This is a genomic window from Bradyrhizobium sp. USDA 4473 (assembly GCF_054063335.1).
This window is the reverse complement of the sequence record NZ_JBSSGE010000001.1, coordinates 4,830,794-4,855,807: the sequence shown is the minus strand read 5'-3', so window position 1 is coordinate 4,855,807 and position 25,014 is coordinate 4,830,794. Positions and strand designations below refer to the sequence as shown.

Here is a 25,014-nt window from a genome sequence, read left to right as displayed (position 1 = left end):
AATATCCAACCCCTGTCATTCCGGGGCGATGCGAAGCATCGAACCCGGAATCTCGAGATTCCGGGTTCGCCTCTTCGAGGCGCCCCGGAATGACGATGAACAAACAGCAGCCATCATAGCCTCAATCGAGCGTGCGGCGGAAGCGCGTCACGGCAATCGTCATGGCGAACAACATCAGCGCGACCAGCGCGATGCTGTCGTATTGCAGGTTTTGCATCGCCGCGCCCTTCAGCATGATGGCGCGGACGATGCGCACGAAATGGGTCAGCGGCAGCCCCTCGCCGATATATTGCGCCCAGACCGGCATGCCGGCGAACGGAAACATGAATCCGGACAACAGGATGCTCGGCAGGAAGAACATCATCGAGAGCTGCATCGCCTGCAGCTGGTTCTGCACGATGGTCGAGAAGGTGTAGCCGATCGACAGATTGGTGGTGATGAACAGCGTGGTCAGCAGCGCCAGCAGCGTGAGGCTGCCGAGCACCGGCACGCCGAACAGCAGGATTCCGATCGCGATGATCAGCGTGGCCTGGATGAAGCCGACCAGCACATAGGGGATGATCTTGCCGAACATCACCTCGACCGGCTTGATCGGCATCGACAGCAGGCTCTCCATGGTGCCGCGCTCGATCTCGCGCGTCACCGACAGCGCGGTGAAGATCAGCATGGTCATGGTCAGGATGGTCCCGACCAGGCCGGGCACGATGTTGAGGCGCGAATCCGCCGCCGGGTTGTAACGGGCATGGGCACGGATCTCGAACGGCATGTCGGGGGGATCGCCGATGTGAAGGTCATGCGCCAGCGCGGTCTGCACCAGCGGCCCGAGCGTGCCGAGCGCCGTGCCCGACGCCACCGGATCGGTCGCATCGGCCGCGACCAGCAGCGCGGGCCGGTCGCCGCGCCGCACCGCGCGCTCGAAGCCGCGCGGGATCTCGACGCCGAACAGAACCTTGCCGGATTGCAGGAGCTCGTCGAACGCCTCGACGGTGTGGACCTCGCGGACGAAATGGAAATAGGCGGTATTCTCCATCGCCTTCAGGATCGAACGCCCGAGATCGGTGTCCTCCTGGGTCAGCACCGCGGTCGGCAGATTGCGCGGCGTGGTGTTGATGGCGTAACCGAACAGCGTGAGCTGCATCACCGGCAGCATGATGATCATGGCGAAAGAGACGCGGTCGCGGCGGAGCTGAATAAACTCCTTGACCAGCATCGCATAGCTGCGCCGCCAGAAGCCGAATGCCGGCTCCCTTTCCTCGCCATTGTGGATCGTGTCCGTTGTGCTCATCGGAAACTATCCCTGAAAGTTATCTTTGGAGCGCCCCATCAAGTCGATGAAGACATCTTCGAGCGACGGTTCGCTCGGCTGCCAGTGCCATTTCGAATTATCGCGATACGGCGCGATCGCAGCCTCCAGCGCCGCTCTGTCGCGCCCGGACACGTGCAGGCTGGTGCCGAACGGCGCCACCATGTCGACGCCGGGCTTGCCGGTAAGCTCGGCCATCAGGCCGTTGAAATCCTCGCCCGTCACCGTCCAGGTCGACAGCGCGGAGGCTGCGATCACCTCGTCCACCGTACCGTGGGCCAGCAGATGGCCATAGGCGATATAGGCGATCTCGTGACAGCGCTCGGCCTCGTCCATGTAATGGGTCGAGACCAGCACGGTGAGGCCTTCGGCGGCGAGCGCGTGGATCTCGTTCCAGAAGTCGCGCCGCGCCTTGGGATCGACGCCGGCGGTCGGCTCGTCCAGCAGCAGCAGTTGCGGATTGGGCAGCGTGCAGGCGCCGAGCGCGAGCCGCTGCTTCCAGCCGCCGGAGAGATTGGCGGCGAGTTGCTCCTCGCGGCCCTTCAGCCCGATCCGCGCGATCATGTCGGCCGCCGCGCCGCGCGCATCCGGCATGCCGTAGAGCCGCGCGACGAACTCCAGATTCTCGCGCACCGAGAGATCCTGGTAGAGGCTGAAGCGCTGCGTCATGTAGCCGACCTTGCGCTTGATCTTGTCGGCATCGCGCCGGATATCATAGCCGAGGCAGGTGCCCTCGCCGCTGTCCGGCGTCAGCAGTCCGCACAGGATGCGGATGGTCGTGGTCTTGCCGCTGCCGTTGGGGCCGAGGAAGCCATAGATCGAGCCGCGTTTGACCTGCATCGACAGGTCGTGAACCACCTCGCGTCCGCCGAACGATTTGGTCAGGCCCTTCACATCGATCGCGATGGACGGTGCATCGGGCTGCGTGCTGGTGGGGCCGCCGTTCATCTGCGCTCCGCCACCGGCGTCTTGGGATTGAGGTAGATGCTGATCGGCTGGCCGACCCGCAAGACATCGGGACGGCTCGGCCGCGCCTGGATCAGGTAGACCAGCTTGTTGCGCTCATCGAGACTGTAGATGACCGGCGGCGTGTACTCCGCGGTGGTGGCGATGAAATAGATCTTGGCGGTGAGATCGGCAGCGCAATTGTCGCAGGTCACCCGCACCTCATCGCCGAGCGCAAGCTTCGGCAGCTCGGCCTCCGGCACGAAGAAACGCAGCTTCATGTTGCCGGGCGGCATGATCGACAGCACCGGGCGCTGTGCCTGCACCAACTCACCCTCGCGGAAATAGATCTGCTGGATCGAGCCTGCGATCGGCGCAAAGCCCTTGCGGCGGTCGAGCCGCGTCTGCGAGGTGACGACGCGCGCCTCCGCGACGCGCAGCGCCGAGATCGCGGAATCGAGATTGGCCTGGGTGCCGGCACCGGTGCCGCGCAGCGAGGCCGCACGGTCGTAGCTCTGCTGGGCGTTGGCCAAGGTCGCGTTGTTCTGGTTGAGATCGGCGCGCTGCAGATCGTCATCGACCGAATAGAGCAGATCGCCGGGCTTGACCTCGTCGCCCTCGCGCACGTTGAGCTTGGTGACGCGGCCGGATTCGTCCGGGCTGACGAAGATCATGTCGGCCTCGACCCAACCCTGGAAGCCGGGATCGCGCTTCTCCTTGCAGCCGGCGAGCGCCGTCGCCAGCGCGACGACGGCCACGAGCTTCATCATGCGCGACGCGGTCATGTCTTCCTCCGTTCGCCGAAGATCAGATCGAGATGCACCTTGAACATCGCGAGTCCGTCGAGCGGCGCGTGCCGGGCAAACAGGCTCTGCCAGATCACCGCGACGATCGCGGGCGCGACGACCAGCTGCGGGAAATCGCCGAGCTCGCGGTGCTTGATCTCGCCGCGCGTGATCGCGAGCTGGACCAGCGCCTTCATGCCGGCCAGGCCTTTCGACACCACCTCGCGGAAATAGAAATCGGCGATCGCCGGAAAGCGCGGCCCTTCCGAGACGATGAGACGAATGATGTCGCCGCGCCGGGTCGCCACCACCTCGCGCATAAAGGTCTCGGCAAAGCCCTCGACCGCGTCGCGCACCGGACCGGTGATGGTCGGCGGCGCCGTCATGCGGCTGATCAGCGGCACCAGTGCGGTGCGGATCAGCTCCTCGAACATCGACTCCTTGTCCTTGAAATAGAGGTAGAGCGTGCCCTTCGCGACGCCGGCCCGCTTGGCGACGTCGTCGAGCCGGGTCGCGGCAAAGCCGCGCGCGATGAACTCATCCATCGCCGCCTCGATGATCGCAGCGCGCCGCTCCGCCGATTTCCCGGCGCGGTTCGCCGGCGGCTTCGGCTCGGCCAGCTCTGCCGAGGTCACCTTCGGAATCCTCGCCGCGGCGGCGCGGATCGTGGTCCGGCGCTTGGCGGGCTGGGTGCGGGTCGTTCTTGTACTGTGCTTTGTCATGGTCACAATATGACTGACTGGTCAGTCATTGTCAACTCAATGAAGGGAAACGCGTGGTGCCTGCGGACGTTCCTGTTGTGGGGGCGGTTCCGGGATGCGGGCATGCGACCGCGCTTTCGCAAGCTAAAGGCCAGGGTTTGCTGGTTATTTGGCCCGTCTGTCGGTCAGAGGGCGCAAAAGCCAGGCTGATCGCACCCTGGGTTCGACGGCCCCTCTTCGTCATTCCGGGGCGCGCGTAGCGCGAGCCCGGAATCCATCGCGCCGCATAATTCCTGGATCAATGGATTCGGGGCTCTCGCTTCGCGAGCCCCGGAATGACGGCGGGGAGAGTTGGCCCGCTACGTATGAAACTTCAGCCCATCGAGCACCTTGTCGACCACCTTGCGCTCGGCGCGAAAGGCGAGGCCGACCAGATTGAGCTCGGCGCGCGCAACCGCCCTCACCGCCTCGCGATTTGCGGCGTCGTGCGTGGTCTTGAACATGTCCTCGGTGTACAGCGCAGGCTTCACCTCACGCGCCAGCGCTCGCTCCAGTGCCCGCGACAGCTGCGCACGGTCAGCGCCGTAGATCAGGATCGGCTGGCCGATCAGGGAGAGATATCTCGTCCCCGAGCCGTCCTGGTAATTCTCGCCGATACATTCGGGAAAGGACGCCGCGATGCCACCGGCCAGAAACGACGCCACGTTGAGCTTCTGCCAGACTTCCAGGTCGGTGCGGATCACGACCGCGATCTTGGTGTCGAACTGCATGCGATAAATCTATTCGCAGGGTGGCGACACACCACCTCTGACGGTGCATCCCTCATCTGCCTGCAAGGCGCCGACGTTAGTTTCCTGCAGCCACCGAAAGCGATGGTCAGTTCCCGCATCGCGTAGTAGGCTACGGGCTTTCGATTATCACAGCATATTTGAGGCATTGCATCATGATCAGCAAAGCCGATGTTGTTGTTATTGGTTCGGGCGGATTGGGCGCGGCCACAGCCTATTACTTGAGCAAGCGTGGAGGTCTCGGCGTCGCCCTTGTCGACAAGCATGAGATCGGATCGCAGACCTCGCCCCGCGCCGCAGGCATGGTGAGCTGCGCGCGCAAGAGCGACCTGATGATTGGTCTCATCAAGGACGCTTGCCGCAAGATCGAAGCGTTCACGGAGGAGACCGGCCAGCCGCTCGACTGGGTGCATTCGGGCAGCCTGAAGATTGCCCGGCGGCCGCAGGACGCCGAAATAATCAAGGACGACTTCGAGCGCGGCCGTCGGGCGGGCCTCGATGTCGAGCTGATCTCTCCGGAGCAGGCGAACCGTCTCAATCCATTTTTGCAGCCGACCGGCGTCGTCGCGGCGATGCGGATCGGTGACGACCGGTATTTCGACCCGGCCCAGGTTGCGATCGGTTTCGCCAGGGCCGCGGCGATCCACGGTGCAACCTTGCTGCCGAACACCGACGTACGGGCCGTCAACATCGTCGGCGGCAACGCGATCGGCGTGACCACGGCGAACGGCGTCATTGAAAGCCCGATCGTTGTCGATGCGGCCGGTGCGTGGACGCGGCAGGTCGCGGAAGCAAGCGGAATTCGCGTGCCGCTGGTGCCGACCCGGCAGCAATTGATCGTGACCGAACCTCTCGATGGCGCGCGCGCCGACTTGCCGATGGTCCGCATCATGGATGCCGCAGTGTATGCGCGCCCGTGTCAGGGCGGCTTCCTTTGGGGAGTCTATGAGGAAACACCGCGCTTCTTCGATATGGAGAAGCTTGGGACCGGCTTCGATGTCAAGGACATGCCGCTCGACATCGGCGTGCTTCATGCGGCCGCCGACGATGTGAAGGATCAGTTGCCGTTCCTGCAAACTGCCAAGGTGCGGGAATTTCGCGGCGGCATTCCGACGATGACCGCCGACGGCCATCATATTCTTGGCCCAGCCGCCGGCGTGAAGGGCTTCTATTTTGCAAGCGGGTGCAACGTCGCCGGTCTGTCGATCTCGCCGGCCGTCGGTGAGGCGCTTGCGGCCTGGATCGTGGACGGCAAGCCGCCTGTCGATCTATCACCGATGTCGGTCACTCGGTTCAAAGACCAATCGTGGTCCGAAGACCAATTGCAGCGCGACGCCGCGTGGCAATATCGACACTTCTACGGTGCGGTCTGAGGGCGGCTCGGGGTCGTCCCGCTACCCCTTCGCGTCGCAGGCCCAGGCGCGGATCACGCATTCCTTGCCGCCATAGTCGTAGCACTTCTTGGTCGCGGCATTGAGCGAGCTCGAGATCCGTGGCGCCACCGCATAGCCATGGGCACCGCAGGGATTTTTCATGTCGATCGCGAGCGCGGCACAGGCGCGCTTCATGGTGACGGCGGTGCAATCGCCCTTGCACTGCTTCAGCGCAGCGGCACGCGCCGCGCCCTCGGCCTGATAATCATAGGCCTGGCCATAGGCCCCGCATTTGCCGACTGCGAACGCGCCGGCCGCGTGTGCCTTGGGGACGAAGGTTTCCACGGAGAAACGCGTGGCGCCGAGCAGCAACGTCAGAACAAGAATCGTCAGCGCGCGGCGCTGCGCGGCGGCGGTCGAAATGATCACTGGAAATCCCCCAAGTCCGCCGCGGACTGTACGCAGGGGTCGTTTCCAGATGGTGAATGACGGGTTGACGGCGGATAGAGCTACCCCCGCCGCGCGGCTTCCAGCGCCTGCGGCGTATCGATGTCGAGGAAGGCGCTGTCGCCTTCGACCGGGACCTCGGCGACCACCTCGGCATGCTTGGCGATCAGATGGCGGGCGCCGATGTCGCCGTCGAGCGTCATCAGCTCCTTGAAGAAGCGCCGCGACCACAGCACCGGATTGCCGCGGCGGCCCTCGCTGACCGGCACCGCGATCAGGTGGCCGCGGTCGGGCGCAAAGGTCTCGATCATGCGATCGATCAGCTTGGCATCGATCAGCGGCATGTCGCCGAGGCAGACGATCGCGCCGTCGGCGCTGTCGGAGACCGCCGCGATGCCAGCTTTCACCGAGCTGGCAATGCCGCCGGCGAAATCGGGATTGCGGACGAATTTAACCTTGAGGCCATCAAGCGCCTGCTCGACCAGATCGGCCTGATGCCCGGTGACGACGATCACCTCGGAGGCCTTCGAGGCCAGCGCCTGCTCGGCGACGACGCGCGCGAGCTTCTTGCCGTCGAGCTCGGCGAGCAGTTTGTTCGGACCGCCCATCCGGGTCGAGCGGCCGGCGGCGAGCACGATCGCGGCGACGTTGCGGTTGCCTTCGGTGTCCGGCACGGTGCGCGGCTGCGGCCGCGTCACGATTTCCATCAACAGGCCGCCGACGCCCATGGCGGTGAGATCCGACCGCGTCACCTTGATGCCGGCGAGCAGCCGCATCAGCACCCAGTCAAAGCCGTTCTCGACCGGCGAACGCGCGCAGCCCGGCGCGCCCAACACCGGCACGCCGCCGGCGCTGCCGATCAACAGCAGATTGCCGGGATCGACCGGCATGCCGAAATGCTCGACGGCGCCGCCGATCTCGGCGATCGCGGCGGGGATCACATCGCGGCGGTCGGCGATCGCAGATGCGCCGAACACGATGACGAGCTCGGCGCCGAGGCCGAGCAATTCCTTGATCGCGCCGGCCAGCACCGTTTCGTCATGCGGCACGCGGCGTTCGGCGATGATGGTGGCACCGGCCGGCGCCAGACGCTCGGCGGTGACGCGCAGCGTCTTGTCGATCACCTTGGGCGCAAGGCCCGGCAGCAAGGTCGAGACCACGCCGACCTTCTTGATCACATAAGGCGCGATCCGCAGCGCGTCCTTGCCCGCAACCGCGACGGCGGCGTCGCGCAACCGCCCCTCGACGCCGAACGGAATCAGCTTGACGGTCGCGATCATCTCGCCTTCGACCACCGGCTTGTAGGCCGCGAGGGTGGCGAAGGTGATGGCCTCGTCGACGCCGTTGATGCGATCGACCGCGGCGCGGTCGACCACCAGCACGCCGGGGCGTGCCGCGAACAGATTGGCGCGGCCGGTAAAGGCGCGCTCGACATTGACGCCCTCGCCCGCCACCGCCTGCGCGATGCTGGCGGCGGCTTCGTCCTCGGAGACGTCACCCTCCTCCAGGCGCACCACGACGACGTCCTTGACGCCGGCCCTGGTCAGCGCCTCGACTTCCTCAGGGCCGATCGTGGTGCCTTTCTTGAGCACCAGCGCGCCCTGGCGGAGCGTATGCACGGTGACGCCGCCAATCGCGTCGGCCGGACTGGCGGGACCGAACTTCATGCCGCTTCCTCTTTTTCTTTGGGAGGCAGACGCAGCTGTGCGGTGATCTCGGCCATGATCGCGACCGCGATCTCCGACGGCGACACCGCGCCGATGTCGAGCCCGATCGGCGCGTGGATGCGCGCGATGTCGCTGTCCTTGGCGCCCTGCGCACGCAGCCGCTCGGCGCGCTTGGCATGGGTCTTCCGCGATCCCAGCGCGCCGATATAGAAGCAGTCGCGGTCGAAGGCGTGCAGCAGCGCCGGATCGTCGATCTTGGGATCGTGCGTCACCGCGACGAAGGCGGTGTAGTGATCGACATTGAGCGGCGGCAGCGCGACGTCGGGCCATTCGGCGACCAGCGGCACGTCGGGGAAACGCTCGGGGCTCGCGAACGCCGTGCGCGGATCGACCACCGTGACGTCATAGTCGAGCGCACGCGCCAGCGGCGCCAGCGCCTGGCTGATATGGACCGCGCCGATGATCACGAGCTTTGCGGTCGGTGCGTAGACGTTGAGGAACAGCTTCTTGCCCGCAACCTCGACATTGCCGCTCTTGCCCATCCGAAGCTGCTTCGCAAGTTCAGCGCGCAGCGGATCGGCGGCGATGTCGGCGGCCTTGACCAGTCGCTGATCGCCATTGGCGGTGTCGGTGACGATGATGACCGGACGGCGCGCGGCGCGCTCGGCGTTCAGCTCTTTGAGGATCTCGAGTTTCACGGCTAGCCGACCTTCTCGACGAAGACGCGGATGGTGCCGCCGCAGGACAGGCCGACATTCCAGGCCGTCTCGTCGGCAACGCCGAATTCGAGCATCTTGGGCTGGCCGCTCGCGATCACGTCGAGTGCTTCGGTCACGACCGCGCCCTCGACGCAGCCGCCGGAGACCGAGCCCAGAAACGTGCCGTCGTCATTGATGACGAGGCTCGATCCGGCTGGGCGCGGCGCCGAGCCCCAGGTCTCGACCACGGTGGCGAGCGCCACGCCATGGCCCTGTTTCTGCCAGGTCTCGGCGGCCTGCAGGATGTCTTCGTCGCGGTTCAGCATGGAAACCTCCCTCAGGCCACGGATCGGATCAGGCTGCGGTGGTGCGCCGGCGGCGGGGATGACAGCGCGCCGATCAAGCCCTTGATGGACGTCAAGTTATGCACCGGGCGAAATTCGTCAACGTGGGGCAGCATCATTTTGATGCCCTGCGCCTTGGCCTCGAAGCCGGAGTAGCGCAGCAGCGGGTTAAGCCAGATCAGGCGGCGGCAGGAGCGGTGCAAACGGTCCATCTCGAAGGCCAGTTTGGCATCCGCCTCCCGTTCTAGTCCATCGGATATAAGGAGGACGATGGCGCCCTGCCCGAGCACCCGGCGGGCCCAGAGCTGGTTGAAGCTGTGCAGCGAGGTGGCGATCCGGGTACCGCCGGCCCAGTCCTCCACCGAGGACGAGCAGCTCGCCAGCGCCTCGTCCGGGTCACGCGCCCGTAACGCCCGCGTCACATTGGTCAGGCGGGTGCCGAACAGGAACACCGAAACCCGCTTGCGGTAGTCGGTGATGGCATGCAGGAAGTGCAGGAACAGGCGGGTGTATTCGCTCATCGAGCCGGAGATATCGAGCAGCGCCACGATCGGCGCCGGCTTCTCGATCCGGCCGAGCTTCCTGATATCGATGATCTCGCCGCCGGTGCGCAGCGAGTTGCGCACGGTGCGGCGCATGTCGAGCCGCAGACCGCGCGCGTCCGGCTGATAGCGGCGGGTGACGAGCTCGGCCTGCGGCAGCCGCATCTGCGCGATCTCGCGCGTCACCTCGGCGATCTCCGCCGCGGTCATCTGCGCAAAATCCTTCTTCTGCAGGATCTCCTTGTCGGAGACCGAGAGCTTCAGCTCCTGCTCCTGGGCCTGCGGCCGCTCCTCGGTCTTGGCCGGCTGCGCCATCGCCTCCTGGACCCGGCGCGAGGCCGGCGGCGGCTTCTTCCTGGCGTGGTCAGGCAGCGGCACCGAATCCAGCATGCTCTTCCACTCCTCGGCGGCGCGGAAGAACAGCATGAAGGCCTGGCGGAAGATCAGCGCATGCTCGTGGCGCTTGACGAAGATCGCCTCCAGCGTGGCGTAGAAATCGGAGCGGTTGCCGACCTCGATCAGCTGCAGCGCGTCGAGCGCATCGATCACCGAGCCCGGCCCCACCGGCAGCCCGGCCGCCCGCAGCGCGCGGGCAAAGCCGATTACGTTATCGGCCATGTGGCCGGTCGGAGGCGCGAGGTGGTTGATCGCCATCGAACTATCCACTCCCGTCATTCCGGGACGCGCGCAGCGCGGGCCCGGAATCCATTCTTCTACGTCAACGCGGCCCGATGGATTCCGGGCTCGCGCCAAGTGGCGCGCCCCGGAATGACGAGCCTTTTTTCCGGCGCGATTTACGTCTCGCTCGTCGCGTCCTTCAATGTCTTCTGCAACGCATCGCCCTGCATGCGCGCGATGTCGTCCTGATATTTGAGCAGCGCACCCAGCGTGTCGCCGACCACCTGCGGCGTCAGCGAGCGGGCGTCGAGCTCGGACAGCGCCGTGGCCCAGTCGATGGTCTCGGCGACGCCAGGCGACTTGTAGAAATCCTGGTTGCGCAGCGCCTGCACGAAGCGGACCACCTGCTGCGACAGCTTTGCGGAAATGTTCGGCACCCGCGACTTGACGATCGCAAGCTCGCGCTCGGCCGAGGGATAGTCGACCCAATGATAGAGGCAGCGCCGCTTCAGCGCGTCGTGGATCTCGCGGGTGCGGTTCGAGGTGATGATCACGATCGGCGGCGCCGGCGCCTTCACCGTGCCGAGCTCGGGGATCGTGACCTGGAAGTCGCTGAGGATTTCCAACAGATACGCCTCGAACGCCTCGTCGGCGCGGTCGAGCTCGTCGATCAAAAGCACCGGCGGCCCCGCGACATCGGGCTCCAGCGCCTGCAGCAGCGGCCGCTTGATCAGGAAGCGCTCGGCAAAGATGTCGCTGGCGAGCTGGTCGCGATCGGTATCGCCGGAGGCTTCCGCCAGACGGATCGCGATCATCTGCGCCGCGCTGCTCCACTCATAGACCGCGGAGGCGACGTCGAGGCCTTCATAGCATTGCAGGCGGATCAGCTTGCGCCCGAGTGCGGCGGACAGCACCTTCGCGATCTCGGTCTTGCCGACGCCGGCCTCGCCTTCGAGGAACAGCGGCCGGCCCATCCGCAGCGCGAGATAGGTCACGGTCGCGAGCGACCGTTCGGCAAGGTAGCCGCGCGACGTCAACAGGCCCTCGAGCGCATCGACGGAAGTGGGTAACGCCGATGCACTCATGGAACAGCCAGTCTTCGAACAGGGGTTAGCAACATCGCGCCTTGGGCTAGGTCTTGGATCTAGTCCTAGAGGTCCAGATCGTATCTAGTCCCTTGGATCTAGTCGTTCGATTTAGTCCTTGGCGTTGGCGGCTTCCACCGCCCTGCGCGTCAAAACGCCGATCAGATGCGCGCGGTATTCCGCACTGCCGTGCAGGTCACTGTTCAGCCCTTCGGGGCCAACCGCGATGCCGTCGAGCACCTTGTGGGAGAAGCGCTTCTTCAAGGCCTCCTCGAACGCGGTGGCGCGGAACACGCCGTCGGAGCCCGCACCAGTGACCGCCACGCGGACATCGGACGGACGCCGGGCCACGAACACACCGACCAACGCGTAACGCGAGGCCTGGTTGCGGAACTTGACATAGGCCGCCTTCTTCGGCAGCGGGAACATCACCTTGGTGATGATCTCGTCGGCCTCCAGCGCGGTCGAGAACAGGCCCTGGAAAAACTCCTCAGCCTTGAGGCGGCGCTTGTTGGTGACGATGGTCGCGCCCAGCGCCAGCACCGCGGCCGGATAGTCGGCGGTCGGATCGTTGTTGGCGAGCGAGCCGCCGATGGTGCCGCGATGGCGCACGGCGGGATCGCCGATCAGGCCCGCGAGCTCGGCCAGCGCCGGGATCGCCTCGCCAACAACAGCGGAGTTCGCGACCTCGGCGTGCTTGGCGGTGGCGCCGATCACCAGCGAGCGGCCCTTCATCTCGATCGTATCGAGACCTTCGATGTGGGAGAGGTCGACCAGATGCGGCGGGCTCGCGAGCCGCTGCTTCATCACCGGCACCAGCGTGTGACCGCCGGCAATCAGCTTGGCGTCCTCGTTCTTCACCAGCAGATTGGCGGCCTGCCGCACGGTGCCGGGACGATGATATTTGAATTCGTACATTGGAATGTCCTGATCGCTTGCCGCGACGAATTGCTGATTAGGCGAGATCCGATTTCGCCATCGCCTTGGCGCCGGCGGCGATCGAAGCGACGATGTTCTGGTAGCCGGTGCAGCGGCACAGATTGCCTTCCAGCTCCTCGCGGATCACCTCGTCGGAGAGATCGTGGCCCTTGCGATGCACCAGGTCGACGGCGGTCATGATCATGCCCGGCGTGCAGAAGCCGCATTGCAGGCCATGATGCTCGCGGAAGGCCTCCTGCATCGGATGCAGCGGCGCGCCGTCCGCCGCCAGCCCCTCGATGGTCTTGACCTCATGACCGTCGGCCATCACTGCAAGCGTCGTGCAGGACTTCACCGCCTTGCCGTCCAGATGCACGACGCAGGCGCCGCACTGCGAGGTGTCGCAGCCGACATGGGTACCGGTCAGGCGCAGGTTTTCGCGCAGAAACTGGACCAGAAGGGTACGGGGGTCGACATTGGCGTTAACGGGATTGCCGTTCACGATCATTGAAATCTTGGCCATCAGCACTCTCTTATCTGCCCCACCGCATATCGGCGAAGCAGGCGGTTTAAAATCATTCCAGACGGCATAATATGGGCGCGCCCCACGATGGGCAACCTTTCGAGCCACCCATCCAGGACATAGCGGGAAGACTTGGCGCCGAAAGACTCGGCCAGACCTCGATCATCCAGCCTGAAGACAAGACTAACCCTGCACCGCCTTGGCGAAATTTGCAAAAAATTCGTCGGCCAGCTTCTTGGCGGCGCCATTGATCAGGCGCTGGCCGAGTTGCGCGAGCTTGCCGCCGATCTGCGCCTCCACGTTGTAGCTCAAAAGCGTGCCGCCATCCTTGTCGGCGAGGCCCACGGTGGCGCCGCCCTTGGCGAAGCCGGCGACCCCGCCCTCGCCTTCGCCCGAGATCTTGTAGCCGTTGGGCGGATCGAGATCGCTCAATGTGACCTTGCCCTTGAAGCGAGCGGAGACCGGCCCGACCTTCATCTTGGCGGTGGCACGGAAGCCGCCCTCGTCGGTCTTCTCCAGCTCTTCGCAGCCGGGAATGCAGGCCTTCAACACGTCGGGATCGTTGAGCTTGTCCCACACAGCCTGGCGCGGCGCTGCAAGCTGGACTTCGCCGGTCATTGTCATGGCCATGGGGGGACCTCCTCGATCGCTAGAACCTTTTCCCCAAGTAAAGCAGCCGGGCCGCAAAGGAAAGGGCACCTTCGGAGGATGAGCGATGCATATTCGCAACCGCAGCAAGCCAATCCCGCCGTTCACGAATTCGCGCGATCCGCGCTGTCGAAAATGCAGGCAGCGACGGGCATTGGCAGCGGCGCCCGGGAGTGGTTAGGTCGCGCGCCATGAGTACAGCCCTTTCTCCCCTGCTTGCGCCGATGCTGTCGAGCGCCGCGATGCGCGCGGTGTGCGACGATTTAGCCACCCTGCAGAACATGCTGGATTTCGAGGCCGCGCTGGCCCGCGCTGAGGCGGCCTGCGGCGTGATTCCCGCGGCCAGCGCGGGACCGATCGCCGCGGCCTGCAAGGCCGAATCATTCGACCTCGCCGCGCTGGCTGATGCCGCGACGCGATCCGGCAATCTGGCGATCCCGCTGGTGAAGGCGCTGACCGCCGATGTCGCCAGGGCGGATGCCGAGGCCGCGCGTTACGTGCATTGGGGTGCGACCAGCCAGGACGTCATTGATACCGCGACCATGCTGTCGCTGCGCGCCGGCATCGATGCGCTGCTCGCCGACCTTGACCGCGCCATTGCGGGTTTTGCCGACCTTGCCCGCGCCCATCGCAACACCGCGATGGTGGCGCGGACCTGGTTGCAGCATGCGCTGCCGATGCCGTTGGGGCTGAAGCTCGCCGAATATGCCGCAGCTTTGGACCGCTCCCGCAAGCGCTTGCTGCGCCTGCGCCGCGAGACGCTGGCCCTGCAATTCGGCGGCGCCGCCGGCACGCTCGCCGCGCTGGGCGACAAGGGTCTCGCGGTTGCGGCAGCATTGGCGAAAGAGCTCGACTTGCCCCTGCCCGACGCGCCCTGGCACACCCACCGCGACCGCATCGCCGAGGCCGCCTCCGTGTTCGCGATCCTCGTCGGCAGCTGCGGCAAGATCGCGCGCGACGTCTCGCTGCTGATGCAGACCGATGTCGGCGAGGCCTTCGAGCCGGCGGGCGCCGGCCGCGGCGGCTCCTCCACCATGCCGCACAAGCGCAACCCGGTCGCCGCCGCGAGCGCGCTGGGCGCTGCGACCATGGCGCCGAACCTCGCCGCGACGATCTTCGCCGCGCAGGTGCAGGACCATGAGCGCAGCGCCGGACCGTGGCACGCGGAATGGCCGACCTTGCCGGGCTTGATGCTGGTGACCTCCGGCGCGCTTGCCGCGATCGTCGACCTCGCCGAAGGGCTCGAGGTCGACGCGGCGCGAATGCGAGTCAATCTCGATGCGACCCATGGGCTGATCATGGCGGAAGCCGTCACCTTTGCGCTCGCCGACAAGATCGGCAAGAGCGACGCTCACCATCTGGTCGAGGCCGCGAGCAAGAAAGCGGTGGCCGACAAGAAGCATTTGCGCGAGGTGCTGGCTGCGGATGCGAAGGTCACCGCGCATCTCGACGCCAAGCGAATAGCGGAAGTGTTCGAACCGATGGCCTATCAGGGTGCCTCGCAGGCGCTGATCGATCGCCTGCTGGCTTCACTTGACGATAAATAGCGACGATGTCGCTGCCGGAGTTGCCCCGGCACGCGCATGACGAGAGGGACAACGCAATGCCGATGATCAACGCCGACGGATGCCTGCTCAACGTCCAGGTGGACGGCCGCGACGGCGGACCGACCTTGATGCTGTCGAACTCGCTCGGCTGCACCTTGCAGATGTGGGAGCCGCAGATGCCGGCGCTGACGCAGATGTTCCGCGTCATCCGCTACGATCGCCGCGGTCACGGGAAGTCCGGCGTGCCGGCCGGGCCCTACTCCATGGAGCGGTTCGGCCGCGACGTGCTCGCGATCCTCGACGACCTCAACATCGGGAAAGTGCATTGGTGCGGCCTGTCGATGGGCGGCATGGTCGGGCAATGGTTAGGGGCCAACGCGCCCGAACGATTTGGCAAGATCATCCTTTCCAACACCGCCTGCTATTACCCCGATCCGACCAACTGGCTGAACCGCATCAAGGCGGTGAAGCAAGGCGGCATCGCCGCGGTCGCCGACACCGTGATCGCGGGCTGGCTGACCGCCGACTTCCGCGAGCGCGAGCCCGAGACTACGGCCCGCATGAAGGCGATGCTGATCGCCTCCCCCGTCGAGGGCTATCTCGCCTGCTGCGAGGCGCTGTCGACGCTCGACCAGCGCGCGCTGCTGCCCAGGATCAAGAGCCCGACGCTGGTGATCGCAGGCAAGCAGGACATGGCAACCCCGGTGTCGGCGGGTGAAATGATCCGCAGCGGCATTCCCGGCGCCAGCATGACGCTGCTCGATGCGGCGCATATTTCCAATATCGAGCAGTCGCACGCCTTCACCGAAGCCGTGGTCGGCTTCCTGACGCAACGCTAATGGCAACACCTGCGTAGCCCGGATGCAGCGAAGCGAAATCCGGGACAGATCGTTTCCGGCGAACGCTGAAACCCCGGATTGCGCCGCTCCATCCGGGCTACGGTTTCGAGAGGAGACATCCATGGACGACAATCAGCGCCGCGACGACGGCATGGCACAGCGCCGCAAGGTGCTGGGCAATGAATGGGTCGACAAGTCAATCACAAACCGCAACGCGTTCAATACCGACTTCCAGGACCTGATCACCCGCTATGCGTGGGGCGACATCTGGACCCGGCCGCATTTCGATCACCGCACCCGCCGCGTGCTTGTGATCGGCACCATGGTCGCGCTCGGCCAGTGGGACGAGTTCCGCCTGCATGTGCGCGCCGCCCTCAGCGAAGGCGACTTCACGCCCGACGACATCAAGGAGATCCTGCTGCAGCAGGCGATCTATTGCGGCGTGCCCGCCGCCAATCACGCCGTCAAGGAAGCCGGCGCGATCATTGCCGAACTAGGGCTGCTGAAGGGATAACTCGCCTGCCGGCGCGATTGCCTCGGCGGCAGGAGCTTCCGCCGCGCGCTTCGGCGAGGTCTCGAACAGCATCACGATCGCGGTGCCGAGCAGCATCAAAAGCTCTGACGCATGCATGCGCATCGCTTCGACCTCGCCGACCTTGGAGGCCATCATCATGCTGGCGAAGCTCAGCACGCTGCCGAGGCAGAGCGCGACCGCAAGCGCCTCGTCGCTACCGCTGCTCTTCTGGCGCAGCGGCGAGAACGCCGCCATCGCGAGGAAAACCGCGAAGAACGCCACCACCGTGATCCGCGCCAGCGCCAACAGCCATGCGAGCCGCACCGTCGCCATCTTGCCGAGGTGCAGATAGTCGCTGGCATAGAGCGCGATCGACACGCTCGGCCGCTCATAGAGGCCGTGGATCGGCGACACCATGATGCTGAAGGCGATGATGGTCCAGACCGGAATGAAATAGGCCGCGAGCAGCGCGCCGTTGAAGGAGCTGATCCGCCAAGTGTTCGACATTGCCGCTTCCCGTTTCTCTCCGGCGCCTTTCAGGTCGGCGACGGTTCAGCCTGCGAGGTAACGCCGATCAATTGCCGGCGGCAATTTAAACCCTTTGTTTACCTTAATCGGCTGGGGATTGTCCGCGGATGGCCGGCGCCGTGCCAAAACCGCGCAAAAAGAAAGGTCCCGCCTTCCGGCGAGACCCTTCTGGAACTGCTCATGCTAACATTTCCCTTGCTAGCGTCTCTTGCTCGACGTCTCCGGGTTAGCGCTCCCGATCGGGGGTCTGGCCCTGCCGGCCCGGATCCTGCTGCTGCTGGCCGGGCTTCTGCCCGCCACCCTGCTGCTGCTGGCCTGGCTTCTGACCAGGCTGCTGGCCTTGCTGGCCCGGCTTCTGGTTCTGATTGCTCATGCGAATACTCCTTCGCTTTCATCAGGCTGGGGACAACACACCCTCCGGAGCGCGGTTGCTCGGGGAACACCGGTTCCGGCGTGATCATTGCAGGGCAACGCCGTGTCGGCCCTGTGACATCGGAACCGCACCCGCCAAACTAGTTATGTACAAGCCGTTTCTGCTGCTGCCACGCTGTTGCCGCCGCCGGGGTTCCGCTGTTAGAAAATGACACGACGCGACGGATCAGGCTGCCGGGGGCCCTCGCCGCGTCACTCGGACGTCGCGTTTTCGAGCGAAGTGGGGACTAACGGCAGCGCATGGATTATTTCGCCCAGCAACTGATCAACGGCCTCGTGCTCGGCTCGATCTATGGCCTGATCGCCATCGGCTACACAATGGTCTACGGCATCGTCGGCATGATCAATTTCGCCCATGGCGACATCTTCATGATCGGCGGCTTCATCGCGCTGATCTCGTTCCTGGTGCTGGTGTCGCTCGGCCTCACCGCGATCCCCGTGATCCTCTTGATCGTGCTGCTGGTCTCGATGGCGATCACGGCGCTCTATGGCTGGACCATCGAGCGCATCGCCTACCGGCCGTTGCGCCATTCGTTCCGCCTGGCGCCGATGCTGTCGGCGATCGGCATGTCGTTCGTGCTCACCAACTTCTCGCAGGTGTCGCAGGGCGCGCGGGTCAAGCCGGTGCCGCCGATCATCACCGGCGGCTACACGCTGCATGAAGGCTCGCAAGGCTTTGCCGTGCAGCTCTCCAACATCCAGATCATGGTCGTGCTCGCCACCATCGTGGTGCTGGCGCTGTTCACCTGGCTGGTCTCGCGCACAAGGCTCGGCCGCGACATGCGCGCCTGCGAGCAGGATCAGACCATGGCGGCGCTGCTCGGGGTGGACGTCGACCGCACCATCTCGATGACCTTCGTGATCGGTGCCGCGCTCGCCGCCGTCGCCGGCATGATGTACCTGCTATATTACGGCCTGGTCGATTTCTTCATGGGCTTCGTCGCCGGCATCAAGGCGTTCACGGCCGCGGTGCTCGGCGGCATCGGCTCGCTGCCGGGCGCCATGCTCGGCGGGCTCGCGATCGGCCTGATCGAGACGTTCTGGTCGGCCTATTTCTCGGTCGAGTACAAGGACGTCGCCGCGTTCTCGATCCTGATCGTGGTGCTGATCTTCATGCCGACCGGCCTGCTTGGCCGTCCCGAAGTCGAAAAAGTCTGACAGGCACTTCGTGAGCGCGACCTCAGCCCGCCCCTCGCACGCCGCGCAGCCCTCGGGCAGCGCCTTCATTCTCAAGAAAGCCCTGATCAGCGCTCTCGTCGCGCTGGTGCTGTTCTCGCTGATGATCGGCATCCGGACCGAGGCCGGACCGCAAGGCGGCCTGATCTACTGGACCCGGTTCGGCGATCTCGCCGCCCTCGTCGGCACCGTGTTCGGCGGCAGCATCATCGTCGAGCTGCTGCGGCAGTGGTGGGGGCCGGTCGACAAGGACAGCATCGTGCCCAAGCCGGTGCAATCGGCGATGGCGTTCGCCGGTCGCTGGCTGGCGCCGGCGCTCCTGGTGTTCACCTTCCTCGTGCCGGTCATCTTCTACAACCAGCGCTACATTCTCGATTTGTCGATCCTGGTCCTGACCTATGTGATGCTGGGCTGGGGGTTGAACGTCGTGGTCGGCCTCGCCGGCCTGCTCGACCTCGGCTATGTCGCGTTCTACGCGGTCGGCGCCTATTCCTACGCGCTGCTGGCGACCAATTTCGGATTGTCGTTCTGGGTCTGCCTGCCGCTGGCCGGCATCCTGGCGGCGTTCTGGGGCGTGCTGCTCGGCTTCCCGGTGCTGCGGCTGCGCGGCGATTATCTGGCGATCGTGACGCTCGCCTTCGGCGAGATCATCCGCCTGGTCATCATCAACTGGCAGAGCCTGACCGGCGGCCCCAACGGCGTCTCGGGGATTCCGCGTCCAACCCTGTTCGGCATTCCCCTGACGCCGGGCGATGACGGGCTCGCCGCCCGGCTCGGCATCGAATTCTCACCGACCCATCGCCTGGTGTTCCTGTTCTATCTGATCCTGGCCATGGCGCTGCTCACCAACTGGGTGACGATCCGGCTGCGGCGGCTGCCGATCGGCCGCGCCTGGGAGGCCCTGCGCGAGGACGAGGTCGCCTGCCGCGCGCTCGGCATCAACACCACGACCACCAAGCTGACGGCGTTCGCGACCGGTGCGATGTTCGGCGGCTTCGCCGGCGCCTTCTTCGCCACACGGCAGGGCTTCATCAGCCCGGAATCCTTCACCTTCCAGGAATCGGCGCTGGTGCTCGCGATCGTCGTGCTCGGCGGCATGGGCTCGCAACTCGGCGTCGCGCTGGCCGCACTGACCATGATCGGCGGCTTCGAGCTGTTCCGCGGCCTCGATCAGTACCGCATGCTGGTGTTCGGCATCGCCATGGTGCTGCTGATGATCTGGCGGCCGCGCGGGCTGATCGGCCATCGCGCGCCCACCGTGTATCTGGAACGCAACCAGGCGATCTCGTCCGACCTCGTCAAGGAGGGCCATGGATGAGCGGCGACCCCATCCTCAGCGTCGACCGCCTGATGATGCGCTTCGGCGGCATCGTCGCGGTCAACGAGCTCTCCTTCACCGCCGAGCGGCGCAAGATCACCGCGCTGATCGGGCCGAACGGCGCCGGCAAGACCACCGTCTTCAACTGCATCACCGGCTTCTACCGGCCGAGCGGCGGCGCGATCCGCCTGGCCCACGATGACGGCCGCAGCATCCAGCTCGAGCGGCTGAACGATTTCCGCATCTCCAAGCAGGCCAAGGTGGCGCGCACCTTCCAGAACATCCGGCTGTTTCCCGGCATGACCGCGCTGGAGAACCTCATGGTCGCCCAGCACAACGCGCTGTTGCGCGCCTCGGGGCTCACCGTGCTGGGGCTGCTCGGCCTGCCGTCGTGGCGCGAGGCCGAAAGGCGCGCGATCGATCTGGCGCGGTCCTGGCTCGACCGCGTCGGCCTGCTCGACCGCGCCGACGATGCCGCGGGCAATCTGCCCTATGGCGACCAGCGCAGGCTCGAGATCGCACGCGCGATGTGCACCGAGCCCGCCCTGCTCTGTCTCGACGAGCCGGCGGCTGGGCTGAACGCGCGCGAGAGCGGCGGGCTCAACGAGCTCCTGCTGTCGATCCGCAACGAACAGGGCACCTCGATCCTCCTGATCGAGCACGACATGTCGGTCGTGATGGAAATCTCCGATCACGTCGTGGTCATGGACTACGGCGTCAAGATCGCCGAAGGCACGCCGCAGACGGTGCGCGACGATCCCAAGGTGATCGCCGCCTATCTCGGCGCCGACGAGGAAGAGGCCATCGCCGTGATGGAGAGCGGCACGTGAGCGCGGCACAGGCAACCACTCCCCTGCTCGCGGTGCGCGGCGTGCGTGCGGCGTATGGCAAGATCGAGGCACTGAAGGGCGTCGATATCGAGATCAATCGAGGGGAGATTGTCGCCCTGATCGGCGCCAACGGCGCCGGCAAGTCGACGCTGATGATGACGATCTTCGGCCGGCCGCGCGCCCGCGCCGGCAGCATCGAATATGATGGCCACGACATCACCGGCGTGCCGACCCACGAGATCGCGCGGCTGCGCATCGCGCAATCGCCCGAGGGAAGGCGGATCTTTCCGCGCATGAGCGTCGCGGAGAACCTGCAGATGGGCGCCGATGCGACCGAATGCACGGAAGGCGAGCGCGGAGCCGGGCTGGAGCGGGTGTTCGCGCTGTTTCCGCGGCTGAAGGAACGCATCGCGCAGCGCGGCGGTACGCTGTCCGGCGGCGAGCAGCAGATGCTCGCGATCGGCCGCGCGCTGATGAGCCGGCCGCGCCTCTTGATGCTGGACGAACCGTCGCTCGGCCTGGCGCCGCTGATCGCGCGGCAGATCTTCGACGCCATCCGCACGTTGAACCGGCAGGACGGCCTCACCGTCCTGATCGTCGAGCAGAACGCCAACCACGCGCTGAAGCTCGCGCACCGCGGCTATGTCATGGTCAACGGCCTGATCACGCTAACCGGAACCGGCAACGAATTGCTGCAGCGCCCGGAAATCCGCGCCGCCTATCTGGAAGGCGGCCGCCATGGGTAGCCGTCACGGCTGGCTGCACGTTCCGTGCCGCTGCCGTTAGCAGGATGTCGCGTCGATTTGCCTGAAAATTGCCGGTGACTTCGCTGCGAAATCAGCCGAGAATGCCGACGGTTTTGGAGCCCGGCGTGCCGGGTCCTTCCGCAAGAGGCAACGACCACGAGGGACGTCTCATGAAATCACTGAAGCTGATCGGCCTGGCATTGGGCGCTTCGTTCGCATTGTCGGCGAGCGCGTTCGCGCAAGATATCACAATCGCAGTCGCGGGTCCGATGACGGGCTCCGAATCCGCTTTTGGCCGGCAGATGAAGAACGGCGCCGAGCAGGCCGTCGCCGACATCAACGCCGCCGGCGGCGTGCTCGGCAAGAAGCTCGCGCTGGAAGCCGATGACGACGCCTGCGATCCGAAGCAGGCGCGCTCGATCGCGGAAAAAATCGGCTCGTCGAAGATCCCGTTCGTCGCCGGCCATTTCTGCTCGTCGTCGTCGATCCCCGCCTCCGAGGCCTATGCCGACGCCAACGTGCTGCAGATCACCCCGGCCTCGACCAACCCGCTGTTCACCGAGCGCAAGCTCTGGAACGTGGCGCGCGTCTGCGGCCGTGACGACCAGCAGGGCCTGGTCGCCGCCGACTACATCATGAAGAACTACAAGGGCAAGAACGTCGCGATCCTGAACGACAAGACCACCTACGGCAAAGGCCTCGCCGACGAGACCAAGAAGGCACTGAACAAGGCCGGCTTCCAGGAGAAGATGTTCGAGTCCTACAATAAGGGCGACAAGGACTTCAATTCGATCGTCTCGCGCCTGAAGCGCGACAACATCGATCTGGTCTATGTCGGCGGCTACCATCAGGAAGCCGGCCTGATCCTGCGTCAGATGCGCGACCAGGGCCTGCAGACCGTGCTGATGGCGGGCGACGCCATGAACGACAAGGAGTTCGCCTCGATCACCGGCCCGGCCGCCGAAGGCACGCTGTTCACCTTCGGCCCCGATCCGCGCAACAAGCCGACCGCGAAGGCGATCGTCGAGAAGTTCAAGAGCAAGAACATCGACCCCGAAGGCTACACGCTCTACACCTACGCTGCGATGCAGGTGTGGACCCAGGCCGTCGCCAAGGCCGGCACCACCGACGCCAAGAAGGTGATGGACACCATCAAGGCCGGCGAGTGGGACACCGTGCTCGGCAAGATGGCCTTCGACGCCAAGGGCGACATCAAGGCGATCGACTATGTCGTCTACAAGTGGGACGCCAAGGGCAACTACACCGAGATCAACCCGAAGGGCTCCTAATAAGCCCTCCCGTCATTGCGAGGAGCGACAGCGACGAAGCAATCCATCTTTCCGCACGGCCACTGTGGATTGCTTCGCGGAGCCTGTCATCCGGCGGCGCTTCGCGCCGACCGGGTGGCTCGCAATGACGCTACAGGATAAGGCGCCCCGGTCCGCCGGGGCGTTTTGCTCTGGTACCGCGGCTGCTATACCGGATCGGTCGGACAGCAGGCGCATGGACGGAATCGTGAAAGACCTTCTCACCGATATTGCCGGCGTCAGCGTCGGCCACGCCGACGACGCGGTGATCGCCTCCGGCGTCACCGCCATCCTGTTCGAGCGGCCGGCGGTGGCCTCGATCGATGTCCGCGGCGGAGGGCCTGGCACCCGCGAGGACGCGCTGCTGTCGCCGCACAATGTCGTCGAGGCGATCGACGCCATCACGCTGTCCGGCGGCTCCGCGCTCGGGCTCGACGCTGCCGGCGGCGTGCAGGCATGGCTCGCCGAGCGCGGCCGCGGCTTTCGCATTCGCGATGCGGTGATCCCGATCGTGCCCGGCGCGATCTGCTTCGACCTGCTCAACGGCGGCAACAAGGCGTGGGGCCGCTTCCCGCCCTATCGCGACCTCGGCTACGCGGCGGCAAATGCGGCGGCCAATGACTTCGCGCTCGGCAGCGTCGGCGCCGGCATGGGCGCCACCACGGCCAATCTGAAGGGCGGCCTCGGCTCGGCGTCTGATGTGACCGACGACGGCATCAAGGTCGCGGCGCTCGCGGTGGTCAACGCGGTCGGCAGCGTCACGGTCGGCGGCGGTCCGTGGTTCTGGGCCGCACCGTTCGAGGTCGGTAGCGAGTTCGGCGGGCGCGGCCTGCCGCCGGCGTTCACGCCGGACATGCTGAAGCCGCGGCTGAAAGGCGGCGCGGATGCCAGCGCTGCCGAGAACACCACGCTGGTCGTGGTCGTGACCGACGCGCAACTGACAAAGCCGCAGGCGCGGCGGCTTGCGATGATCGCGCAGACCGGCATGGCGCGCGCGATCTATCCGGTGCACGCCCCGCTCGATGGCGATGTGGTGTTTGCCGCCGCGACCGGCGTCAGGCCGATCGATCCGCTGTTCGGGCTCACCAAGCTCGGGGCGATCGCGGCCAACACGGTGGCGCGCGCGATCGCCCGCGGCGTCCATTCAGCCACCGCGCTGCCCTTCCCCGACGCGCTGCCGAGCTGGCGGGATCGGTTCGGTTAGGCGAAGAGCTTGTACGATCGTCATTGCGGGCGAAGCGAAGCAATCCATCGCGCCGCTTGCCGAGACATGGATTGCTTCGTCGCTACGCTCCTCGCAATGACGAGTAGTAGCCGATACGTCCTAAGCGCTTACGGAAACCGACGACGAAGCCTGCGCGGAGATCGCCTGCGCTTGGCGCTGGATCAACTGCTCGATGAAATTATAGGACGATGTCGCGTTGCTGCCGGCCGAGGACGAAGACGAAGACGTGCCACTGGTGCTGGACGCCGAGGCCGGCGTCGTCATCGACACCTTGGAGCCGTCGGCATAGGTCGTGGTGGTGGTGGTCGAACCGTCGCTGTTGGTCACCGAGGTCGAGGTGGCGCCGTCCAGCGCCTGCATCAGGGGATCGGAGCCCGATCCGCCCGCACCGCTGCTGGAGCCGGATCCGTCGGTCGAGCCGCTCGCCATGTGATGATGATGGCCGCCGCCGTGGCCTTTCAACGCCTGCGACATCTCGTCGAGGCTGACGGTGCCGTCGCCATTGGTATCGAGCTTGGCGAACACGTCGTCGGCCTGCGCGGTGTTGGTGCCGCCGGCGCCGAGCGCGTTCTCGAATTCGGTCTTGGTGATCTGGCCGTTGCCGTCGGCGTCGATCTGCGAGAACAGGTCCTGCAGCGCGGCCGACCGGCTGGTCGGAGCGGTGCTGGTTGAAGCCGTGCCGGTCGAAGCCGACTGGCTCTGCGCATCGAGCAGCGCGCTCATCGTCAGCGGCGAAATCTGCGGTGTGCTCGAGCTCGATCCGGCGCTGCTGCTGCCGGTCGAGGTCGATGTCGTGGTCGAAAGATCGAACAGGCCGCTCGACTGGCTAGTCTGGCTGGAGCTGCCGGTCTGGGCCGTCGACTTCGACGACATCAGCGAGCTCAGCAGATCAATGGCCGACGACGCAGCGCCAATTGCAAATAACATGGCAATACTCCAACAGGGCCGCGCCTGGCGGCTCAAACGCTTGTCGGTGGCGCAGCAAGCCGCGTGCCATGGCAAAAACCCAATAAAACCAGGGATTGGCGCATCGGGAGCGGTTCCGCGTACCCGGCAAGAGCTGCCGCCGGCGGCAGAATTTTCCGGCCCCGCCGTCCGATCCGCTCGCATTGCCCGCCACGGCGGCGCATGTTAGGCGGGATCACCCGTCGCCCCCTGCTCGTCTTC

The 25,014-nt window shown here is 65.6% G+C and carries 27 protein-coding genes; 10 read left to right on the top strand and 17 right to left on the bottom strand.

What is annotated here, in order from left to right; translation table 11 throughout:
* Window positions 1–121: 121 nt before the first annotated feature.
* The 5 genes from ACVW17_RS22635 to ACVW17_RS22615 all read right to left on the bottom strand — a co-directional run bounded on the left by ACVW17_RS22635 (window position 122) and on the right by ACVW17_RS22615 (window position 4,504).
* Window positions 122–1,285, bottom strand: coding sequence for an ABC transporter permease (locus ACVW17_RS22635; RefSeq protein WP_456753974.1), 1,164 nt, complete (start codon window positions 1,283–1,285; stop codon window positions 122–124).
* A gap of 6 nt (window positions 1,286–1,291) precedes the next feature.
* The gene (locus ACVW17_RS22630) at window positions 1,292–2,251 is read right to left on the bottom strand and encodes an ABC transporter ATP-binding protein (protein ID WP_456753973.1); all 960 of its coding nucleotides are present in this window, start codon (window positions 2,249–2,251) and stop codon (window positions 1,292–1,294) included.
* On the bottom strand, window positions 2,248–3,033 hold the full coding sequence (locus ACVW17_RS22625; RefSeq protein WP_456753972.1) for an HlyD family secretion protein: 786 nt from the start codon (window positions 3,031–3,033) through the stop codon (window positions 2,248–2,250). The genes ACVW17_RS22630 and ACVW17_RS22625 overlap by 4 nt, the downstream gene beginning before the upstream one ends.
* Entirely contained in the window at window positions 3,030–3,755 is a 726-nt protein-coding gene (locus tag ACVW17_RS22620; RefSeq protein WP_456753971.1) for a TetR/AcrR family transcriptional regulator, read from the bottom strand. The genes ACVW17_RS22625 and ACVW17_RS22620 overlap by 4 nt, the downstream gene beginning before the upstream one ends.
* Before the next feature lie 338 nt (window positions 3,756–4,093).
* On the bottom strand, window positions 4,094–4,504 hold the full coding sequence (locus ACVW17_RS22615; protein ID WP_456753970.1) for a DUF2000 family protein: 411 nt from the start codon (window positions 4,502–4,504) through the stop codon (window positions 4,094–4,096).
* Between the two features lie 173 nt (window positions 4,505–4,677).
* Between ACVW17_RS22615 and ACVW17_RS22610 the strand changes: the two genes are divergently transcribed.
* Window positions 4,678–5,895: an NAD(P)/FAD-dependent oxidoreductase gene (locus tag ACVW17_RS22610; protein WP_456753969.1), complete on the top strand. Its 1,218-nt coding sequence runs from the start codon at window positions 4,678–4,680 to the stop codon at window positions 5,893–5,895.
* A 21-nt stretch (window positions 5,896–5,916) separates the two neighbouring features.
* Here ACVW17_RS22610 and ACVW17_RS22605 read toward each other — a convergent pair whose 3' ends face one another.
* From ACVW17_RS22605 to ACVW17_RS22565, 9 genes are all read right to left on the bottom strand, one after another.
* Entirely contained in the window at window positions 5,917–6,267 is a 351-nt protein-coding gene (locus tag ACVW17_RS22605) for a DUF4189 domain-containing protein (RefSeq protein ID WP_456756503.1), read from the bottom strand.
* A 137-nt stretch (window positions 6,268–6,404) separates the two neighbouring features.
* The gene (locus ACVW17_RS22600) at window positions 6,405–8,009 is read right to left on the bottom strand and encodes an NTP transferase domain-containing protein (protein ID WP_456753968.1); all 1,605 of its coding nucleotides are present in this window, start codon (window positions 8,007–8,009) and stop codon (window positions 6,405–6,407) included.
* Entirely contained in the window at window positions 8,006–8,707 is a 702-nt protein-coding gene (locus ACVW17_RS22595; RefSeq protein WP_456753967.1) for an XdhC family protein, read from the bottom strand. The genes ACVW17_RS22600 and ACVW17_RS22595 overlap by 4 nt, the downstream gene beginning before the upstream one ends.
* A 2-nt stretch (window positions 8,708–8,709) precedes the next feature.
* Window positions 8,710–9,033, bottom strand: coding sequence for an XdhC family protein (locus ACVW17_RS22590; protein ID WP_021077800.1), 324 nt, complete (start codon window positions 9,031–9,033; stop codon window positions 8,710–8,712).
* 11 nt (window positions 9,034–9,044) lie between these two features.
* Window positions 9,045–10,247, bottom strand: a complete 1,203-nt coding sequence (locus ACVW17_RS22585) for a vWA domain-containing protein (RefSeq protein WP_456753966.1) — start codon at window positions 10,245–10,247, stop codon at window positions 9,045–9,047.
* A 140-nt stretch (window positions 10,248–10,387) separates the two neighbouring features.
* The gene (locus ACVW17_RS22580; protein ID WP_456753965.1) at window positions 10,388–11,296 is read right to left on the bottom strand and encodes an AAA family ATPase; all 909 of its coding nucleotides are present in this window, start codon (window positions 11,294–11,296) and stop codon (window positions 10,388–10,390) included.
* Window positions 11,297–11,407: 111 nt separating this feature from the next.
* Entirely contained in the window at window positions 11,408–12,214 is an 807-nt protein-coding gene (locus ACVW17_RS22575) for an FAD binding domain-containing protein (protein WP_456753964.1), read from the bottom strand.
* Window positions 12,215–12,251: 37 nt separating this feature from the next.
* Window positions 12,252–12,737: a (2Fe-2S)-binding protein gene (locus tag ACVW17_RS22570; RefSeq protein WP_021077804.1), complete on the bottom strand. Its 486-nt coding sequence runs from the start codon at window positions 12,735–12,737 to the stop codon at window positions 12,252–12,254.
* Window positions 12,738–12,920: 183 nt separating this feature from the next.
* On the bottom strand, window positions 12,921–13,367 hold the full coding sequence (locus ACVW17_RS22565) for an SRPBCC family protein (protein ID WP_106327163.1): 447 nt from the start codon (window positions 13,365–13,367) through the stop codon (window positions 12,921–12,923).
* Between the two features lie 209 nt (window positions 13,368–13,576).
* On the opposite strand from ACVW17_RS22565, the gene ACVW17_RS22560 reads away from it, so the two are divergent.
* The 3 genes from ACVW17_RS22560 (at window position 13,577) to ACVW17_RS22550 (ending at window position 16,285) form a co-directional block, all read left to right on the top strand.
* Window positions 13,577–14,932 (top strand): 3-carboxy-cis,cis-muconate cycloisomerase, encoded by a 1,356-nt coding sequence (locus tag ACVW17_RS22560; protein ID WP_456753963.1) that lies wholly within the window; start codon window positions 13,577–13,579, stop codon window positions 14,930–14,932.
* 56 nt (window positions 14,933–14,988) lie between these two features.
* On the top strand, window positions 14,989–15,771 hold the full coding sequence (gene pcaD, locus ACVW17_RS22555; RefSeq protein WP_456753962.1) for a 3-oxoadipate enol-lactonase: 783 nt from the start codon (window positions 14,989–14,991) through the stop codon (window positions 15,769–15,771).
* Window positions 15,772–15,892: 121 nt separating this feature from the next.
* A complete protein-coding gene (locus ACVW17_RS22550) occupies window positions 15,893–16,285 on the top strand; it encodes a carboxymuconolactone decarboxylase family protein (RefSeq protein WP_456753961.1) in 393 nt (130 codons plus the stop codon).
* Here ACVW17_RS22550 and ACVW17_RS22545 read toward each other — a convergent pair.
* Window positions 16,265–16,792: a hypothetical protein gene (locus tag ACVW17_RS22545; RefSeq protein ID WP_456753960.1), complete on the bottom strand. Its 528-nt coding sequence runs from the start codon at window positions 16,790–16,792 to the stop codon at window positions 16,265–16,267. The two genes, ACVW17_RS22550 and ACVW17_RS22545, sit on opposite strands and share 21 nt — an antisense overlap.
* Window positions 16,793–17,039: 247 nt before the next feature.
* The gene (locus tag ACVW17_RS22540) at window positions 17,040–17,186 is read right to left on the bottom strand and encodes a hypothetical protein (protein ID WP_456753959.1); all 147 of its coding nucleotides are present in this window, start codon (window positions 17,184–17,186) and stop codon (window positions 17,040–17,042) included.
* 299 nt (window positions 17,187–17,485) lie between these two features.
* On the opposite strand from ACVW17_RS22540, the gene ACVW17_RS22535 reads away from it, so the two are divergent.
* From ACVW17_RS22535 to ACVW17_RS22510, 6 genes are all read left to right on the top strand, one after another.
* Complete coding sequence (locus ACVW17_RS22535) at window positions 17,486–18,403, top strand: ABC transporter permease subunit (RefSeq protein WP_456797882.1); 918 nt, start codon at window positions 17,486–17,488, stop codon at window positions 18,401–18,403.
* Between the two features lie 10 nt (window positions 18,404–18,413).
* Entirely contained in the window at window positions 18,414–19,739 is a 1,326-nt protein-coding gene (gene livM, locus ACVW17_RS22530) for a high-affinity branched-chain amino acid ABC transporter permease LivM (RefSeq protein WP_456753958.1), read from the top strand.
* Window positions 19,736–20,569 (top strand): ABC transporter ATP-binding protein, encoded by an 834-nt coding sequence (locus tag ACVW17_RS22525; protein ID WP_456753957.1) that lies wholly within the window; start codon window positions 19,736–19,738, stop codon window positions 20,567–20,569. The genes livM and ACVW17_RS22525 overlap by 4 nt, the downstream gene beginning before the upstream one ends.
* Window positions 20,566–21,315: an ABC transporter ATP-binding protein gene (locus ACVW17_RS22520; RefSeq protein ID WP_456753956.1), complete on the top strand. Its 750-nt coding sequence runs from the start codon at window positions 20,566–20,568 to the stop codon at window positions 21,313–21,315. The genes ACVW17_RS22525 and ACVW17_RS22520 overlap by 4 nt, the downstream gene beginning before the upstream one ends.
* Window positions 21,316–21,485: 170 nt before the next feature.
* The gene (locus tag ACVW17_RS22515; RefSeq protein ID WP_163163300.1) at window positions 21,486–22,604 is read left to right on the top strand and encodes a branched-chain amino acid ABC transporter substrate-binding protein; all 1,119 of its coding nucleotides are present in this window, start codon (window positions 21,486–21,488) and stop codon (window positions 22,602–22,604) included.
* A gap of 226 nt (window positions 22,605–22,830) precedes the next feature.
* Window positions 22,831–23,826, top strand: coding sequence for a P1 family peptidase (locus ACVW17_RS22510; protein ID WP_456753955.1), 996 nt, complete (start codon window positions 22,831–22,833; stop codon window positions 23,824–23,826).
* A 120-nt stretch (window positions 23,827–23,946) separates the two neighbouring features.
* Here ACVW17_RS22510 and ACVW17_RS22505 read toward each other — a convergent pair whose 3' ends face one another.
* On the bottom strand, window positions 23,947–24,774 hold the full coding sequence (locus ACVW17_RS22505; RefSeq protein WP_456753954.1) for an EF-hand domain-containing protein: 828 nt from the start codon (window positions 24,772–24,774) through the stop codon (window positions 23,947–23,949).
* Between the last annotated feature and the right edge of the window lie 240 nt (window positions 24,775–25,014).

Excerpts from the sequence above, each read along its gene's own strand:
- ACVW17_RS22540 (WP_456753959.1), bottom strand. The coding sequence starts at position 17,186 with ATGAGCAATCAGAACCAGAAGCCGGGCCAGCAAGGCCAGCAGCCTGGT.
- ACVW17_RS22515 (WP_163163300.1), top strand. The coding sequence starts at position 21,486 with ATGAAATCACTGAAGCTGATCGGCCTGGCATTGGGCGCTTCGTTCGCA.
- ACVW17_RS22505 (WP_456753954.1), bottom strand. The coding sequence starts at position 24,774 with ATGTTATTTGCAATTGGCGCTGCGTCGTCGGCCATTGATCTGCTGAGC.
- ACVW17_RS22550 (WP_456753961.1), top strand. The coding sequence starts at position 15,893 with ATGGACGACAATCAGCGCCGCGACGACGGCATGGCACAGCGCCGCAAG.
- ACVW17_RS22635 (WP_456753974.1), bottom strand. The coding sequence starts at position 1,285 with ATGAGCACAACGGACACGATCCACAATGGCGAGGAAAGGGAGCCGGCA.
- ACVW17_RS22535 (WP_456797882.1), top strand. The coding sequence starts at position 17,486 with ATGGATTATTTCGCCCAGCAACTGATCAACGGCCTCGTGCTCGGCTCG.
- ACVW17_RS22580 (WP_456753965.1), bottom strand. The coding sequence starts at position 11,296 with ATGAGTGCATCGGCGTTACCCACTTCCGTCGATGCGCTCGAGGGCCTG.
- ACVW17_RS22615 (WP_456753970.1), bottom strand. The coding sequence starts at position 4,504 with ATGCAGTTCGACACCAAGATCGCGGTCGTGATCCGCACCGACCTGGAA.
- ACVW17_RS22560 (WP_456753963.1), top strand. The coding sequence starts at position 13,577 with ATGAGTACAGCCCTTTCTCCCCTGCTTGCGCCGATGCTGTCGAGCGCC.
- ACVW17_RS22610 (WP_456753969.1), top strand. The coding sequence starts at position 4,678 with ATGATCAGCAAAGCCGATGTTGTTGTTATTGGTTCGGGCGGATTGGGC.
- pcaD (WP_456753962.1), top strand. The coding sequence starts at position 14,989 with ATGCCGATGATCAACGCCGACGGATGCCTGCTCAACGTCCAGGTGGAC.
- ACVW17_RS22545 (WP_456753960.1), bottom strand. The coding sequence starts at position 16,792 with ATGTCGAACACTTGGCGGATCAGCTCCTTCAACGGCGCGCTGCTCGCG.
- ACVW17_RS22565 (WP_106327163.1), bottom strand. The coding sequence starts at position 13,367 with ATGGCCATGACAATGACCGGCGAAGTCCAGCTTGCAGCGCCGCGCCAG.
- ACVW17_RS22525 (WP_456753957.1), top strand. The coding sequence starts at position 19,736 with ATGAGCGGCGACCCCATCCTCAGCGTCGACCGCCTGATGATGCGCTTC.
- ACVW17_RS22620 (WP_456753971.1), bottom strand. The coding sequence starts at position 3,755 with ATGACAAAGCACAGTACAAGAACGACCCGCACCCAGCCCGCCAAGCGC.
- ACVW17_RS22575 (WP_456753964.1), bottom strand. The coding sequence starts at position 12,214 with ATGTACGAATTCAAATATCATCGTCCCGGCACCGTGCGGCAGGCCGCC.
- ACVW17_RS22590 (WP_021077800.1), bottom strand. The coding sequence starts at position 9,033 with ATGCTGAACCGCGACGAAGACATCCTGCAGGCCGCCGAGACCTGGCAG.
- ACVW17_RS22630 (WP_456753973.1), bottom strand. The coding sequence starts at position 2,251 with ATGAACGGCGGCCCCACCAGCACGCAGCCCGATGCACCGTCCATCGCG.
- ACVW17_RS22600 (WP_456753968.1), bottom strand. The coding sequence starts at position 8,009 with ATGAAGTTCGGTCCCGCCAGTCCGGCCGACGCGATTGGCGGCGTCACC.
- ACVW17_RS22625 (WP_456753972.1), bottom strand. The coding sequence starts at position 3,033 with ATGACCGCGTCGCGCATGATGAAGCTCGTGGCCGTCGTCGCGCTGGCG.
- ACVW17_RS22570 (WP_021077804.1), bottom strand. The coding sequence starts at position 12,737 with ATGGCCAAGATTTCAATGATCGTGAACGGCAATCCCGTTAACGCCAAT.
- ACVW17_RS22585 (WP_456753966.1), bottom strand. The coding sequence starts at position 10,247 with ATGGCGATCAACCACCTCGCGCCTCCGACCGGCCACATGGCCGATAAC.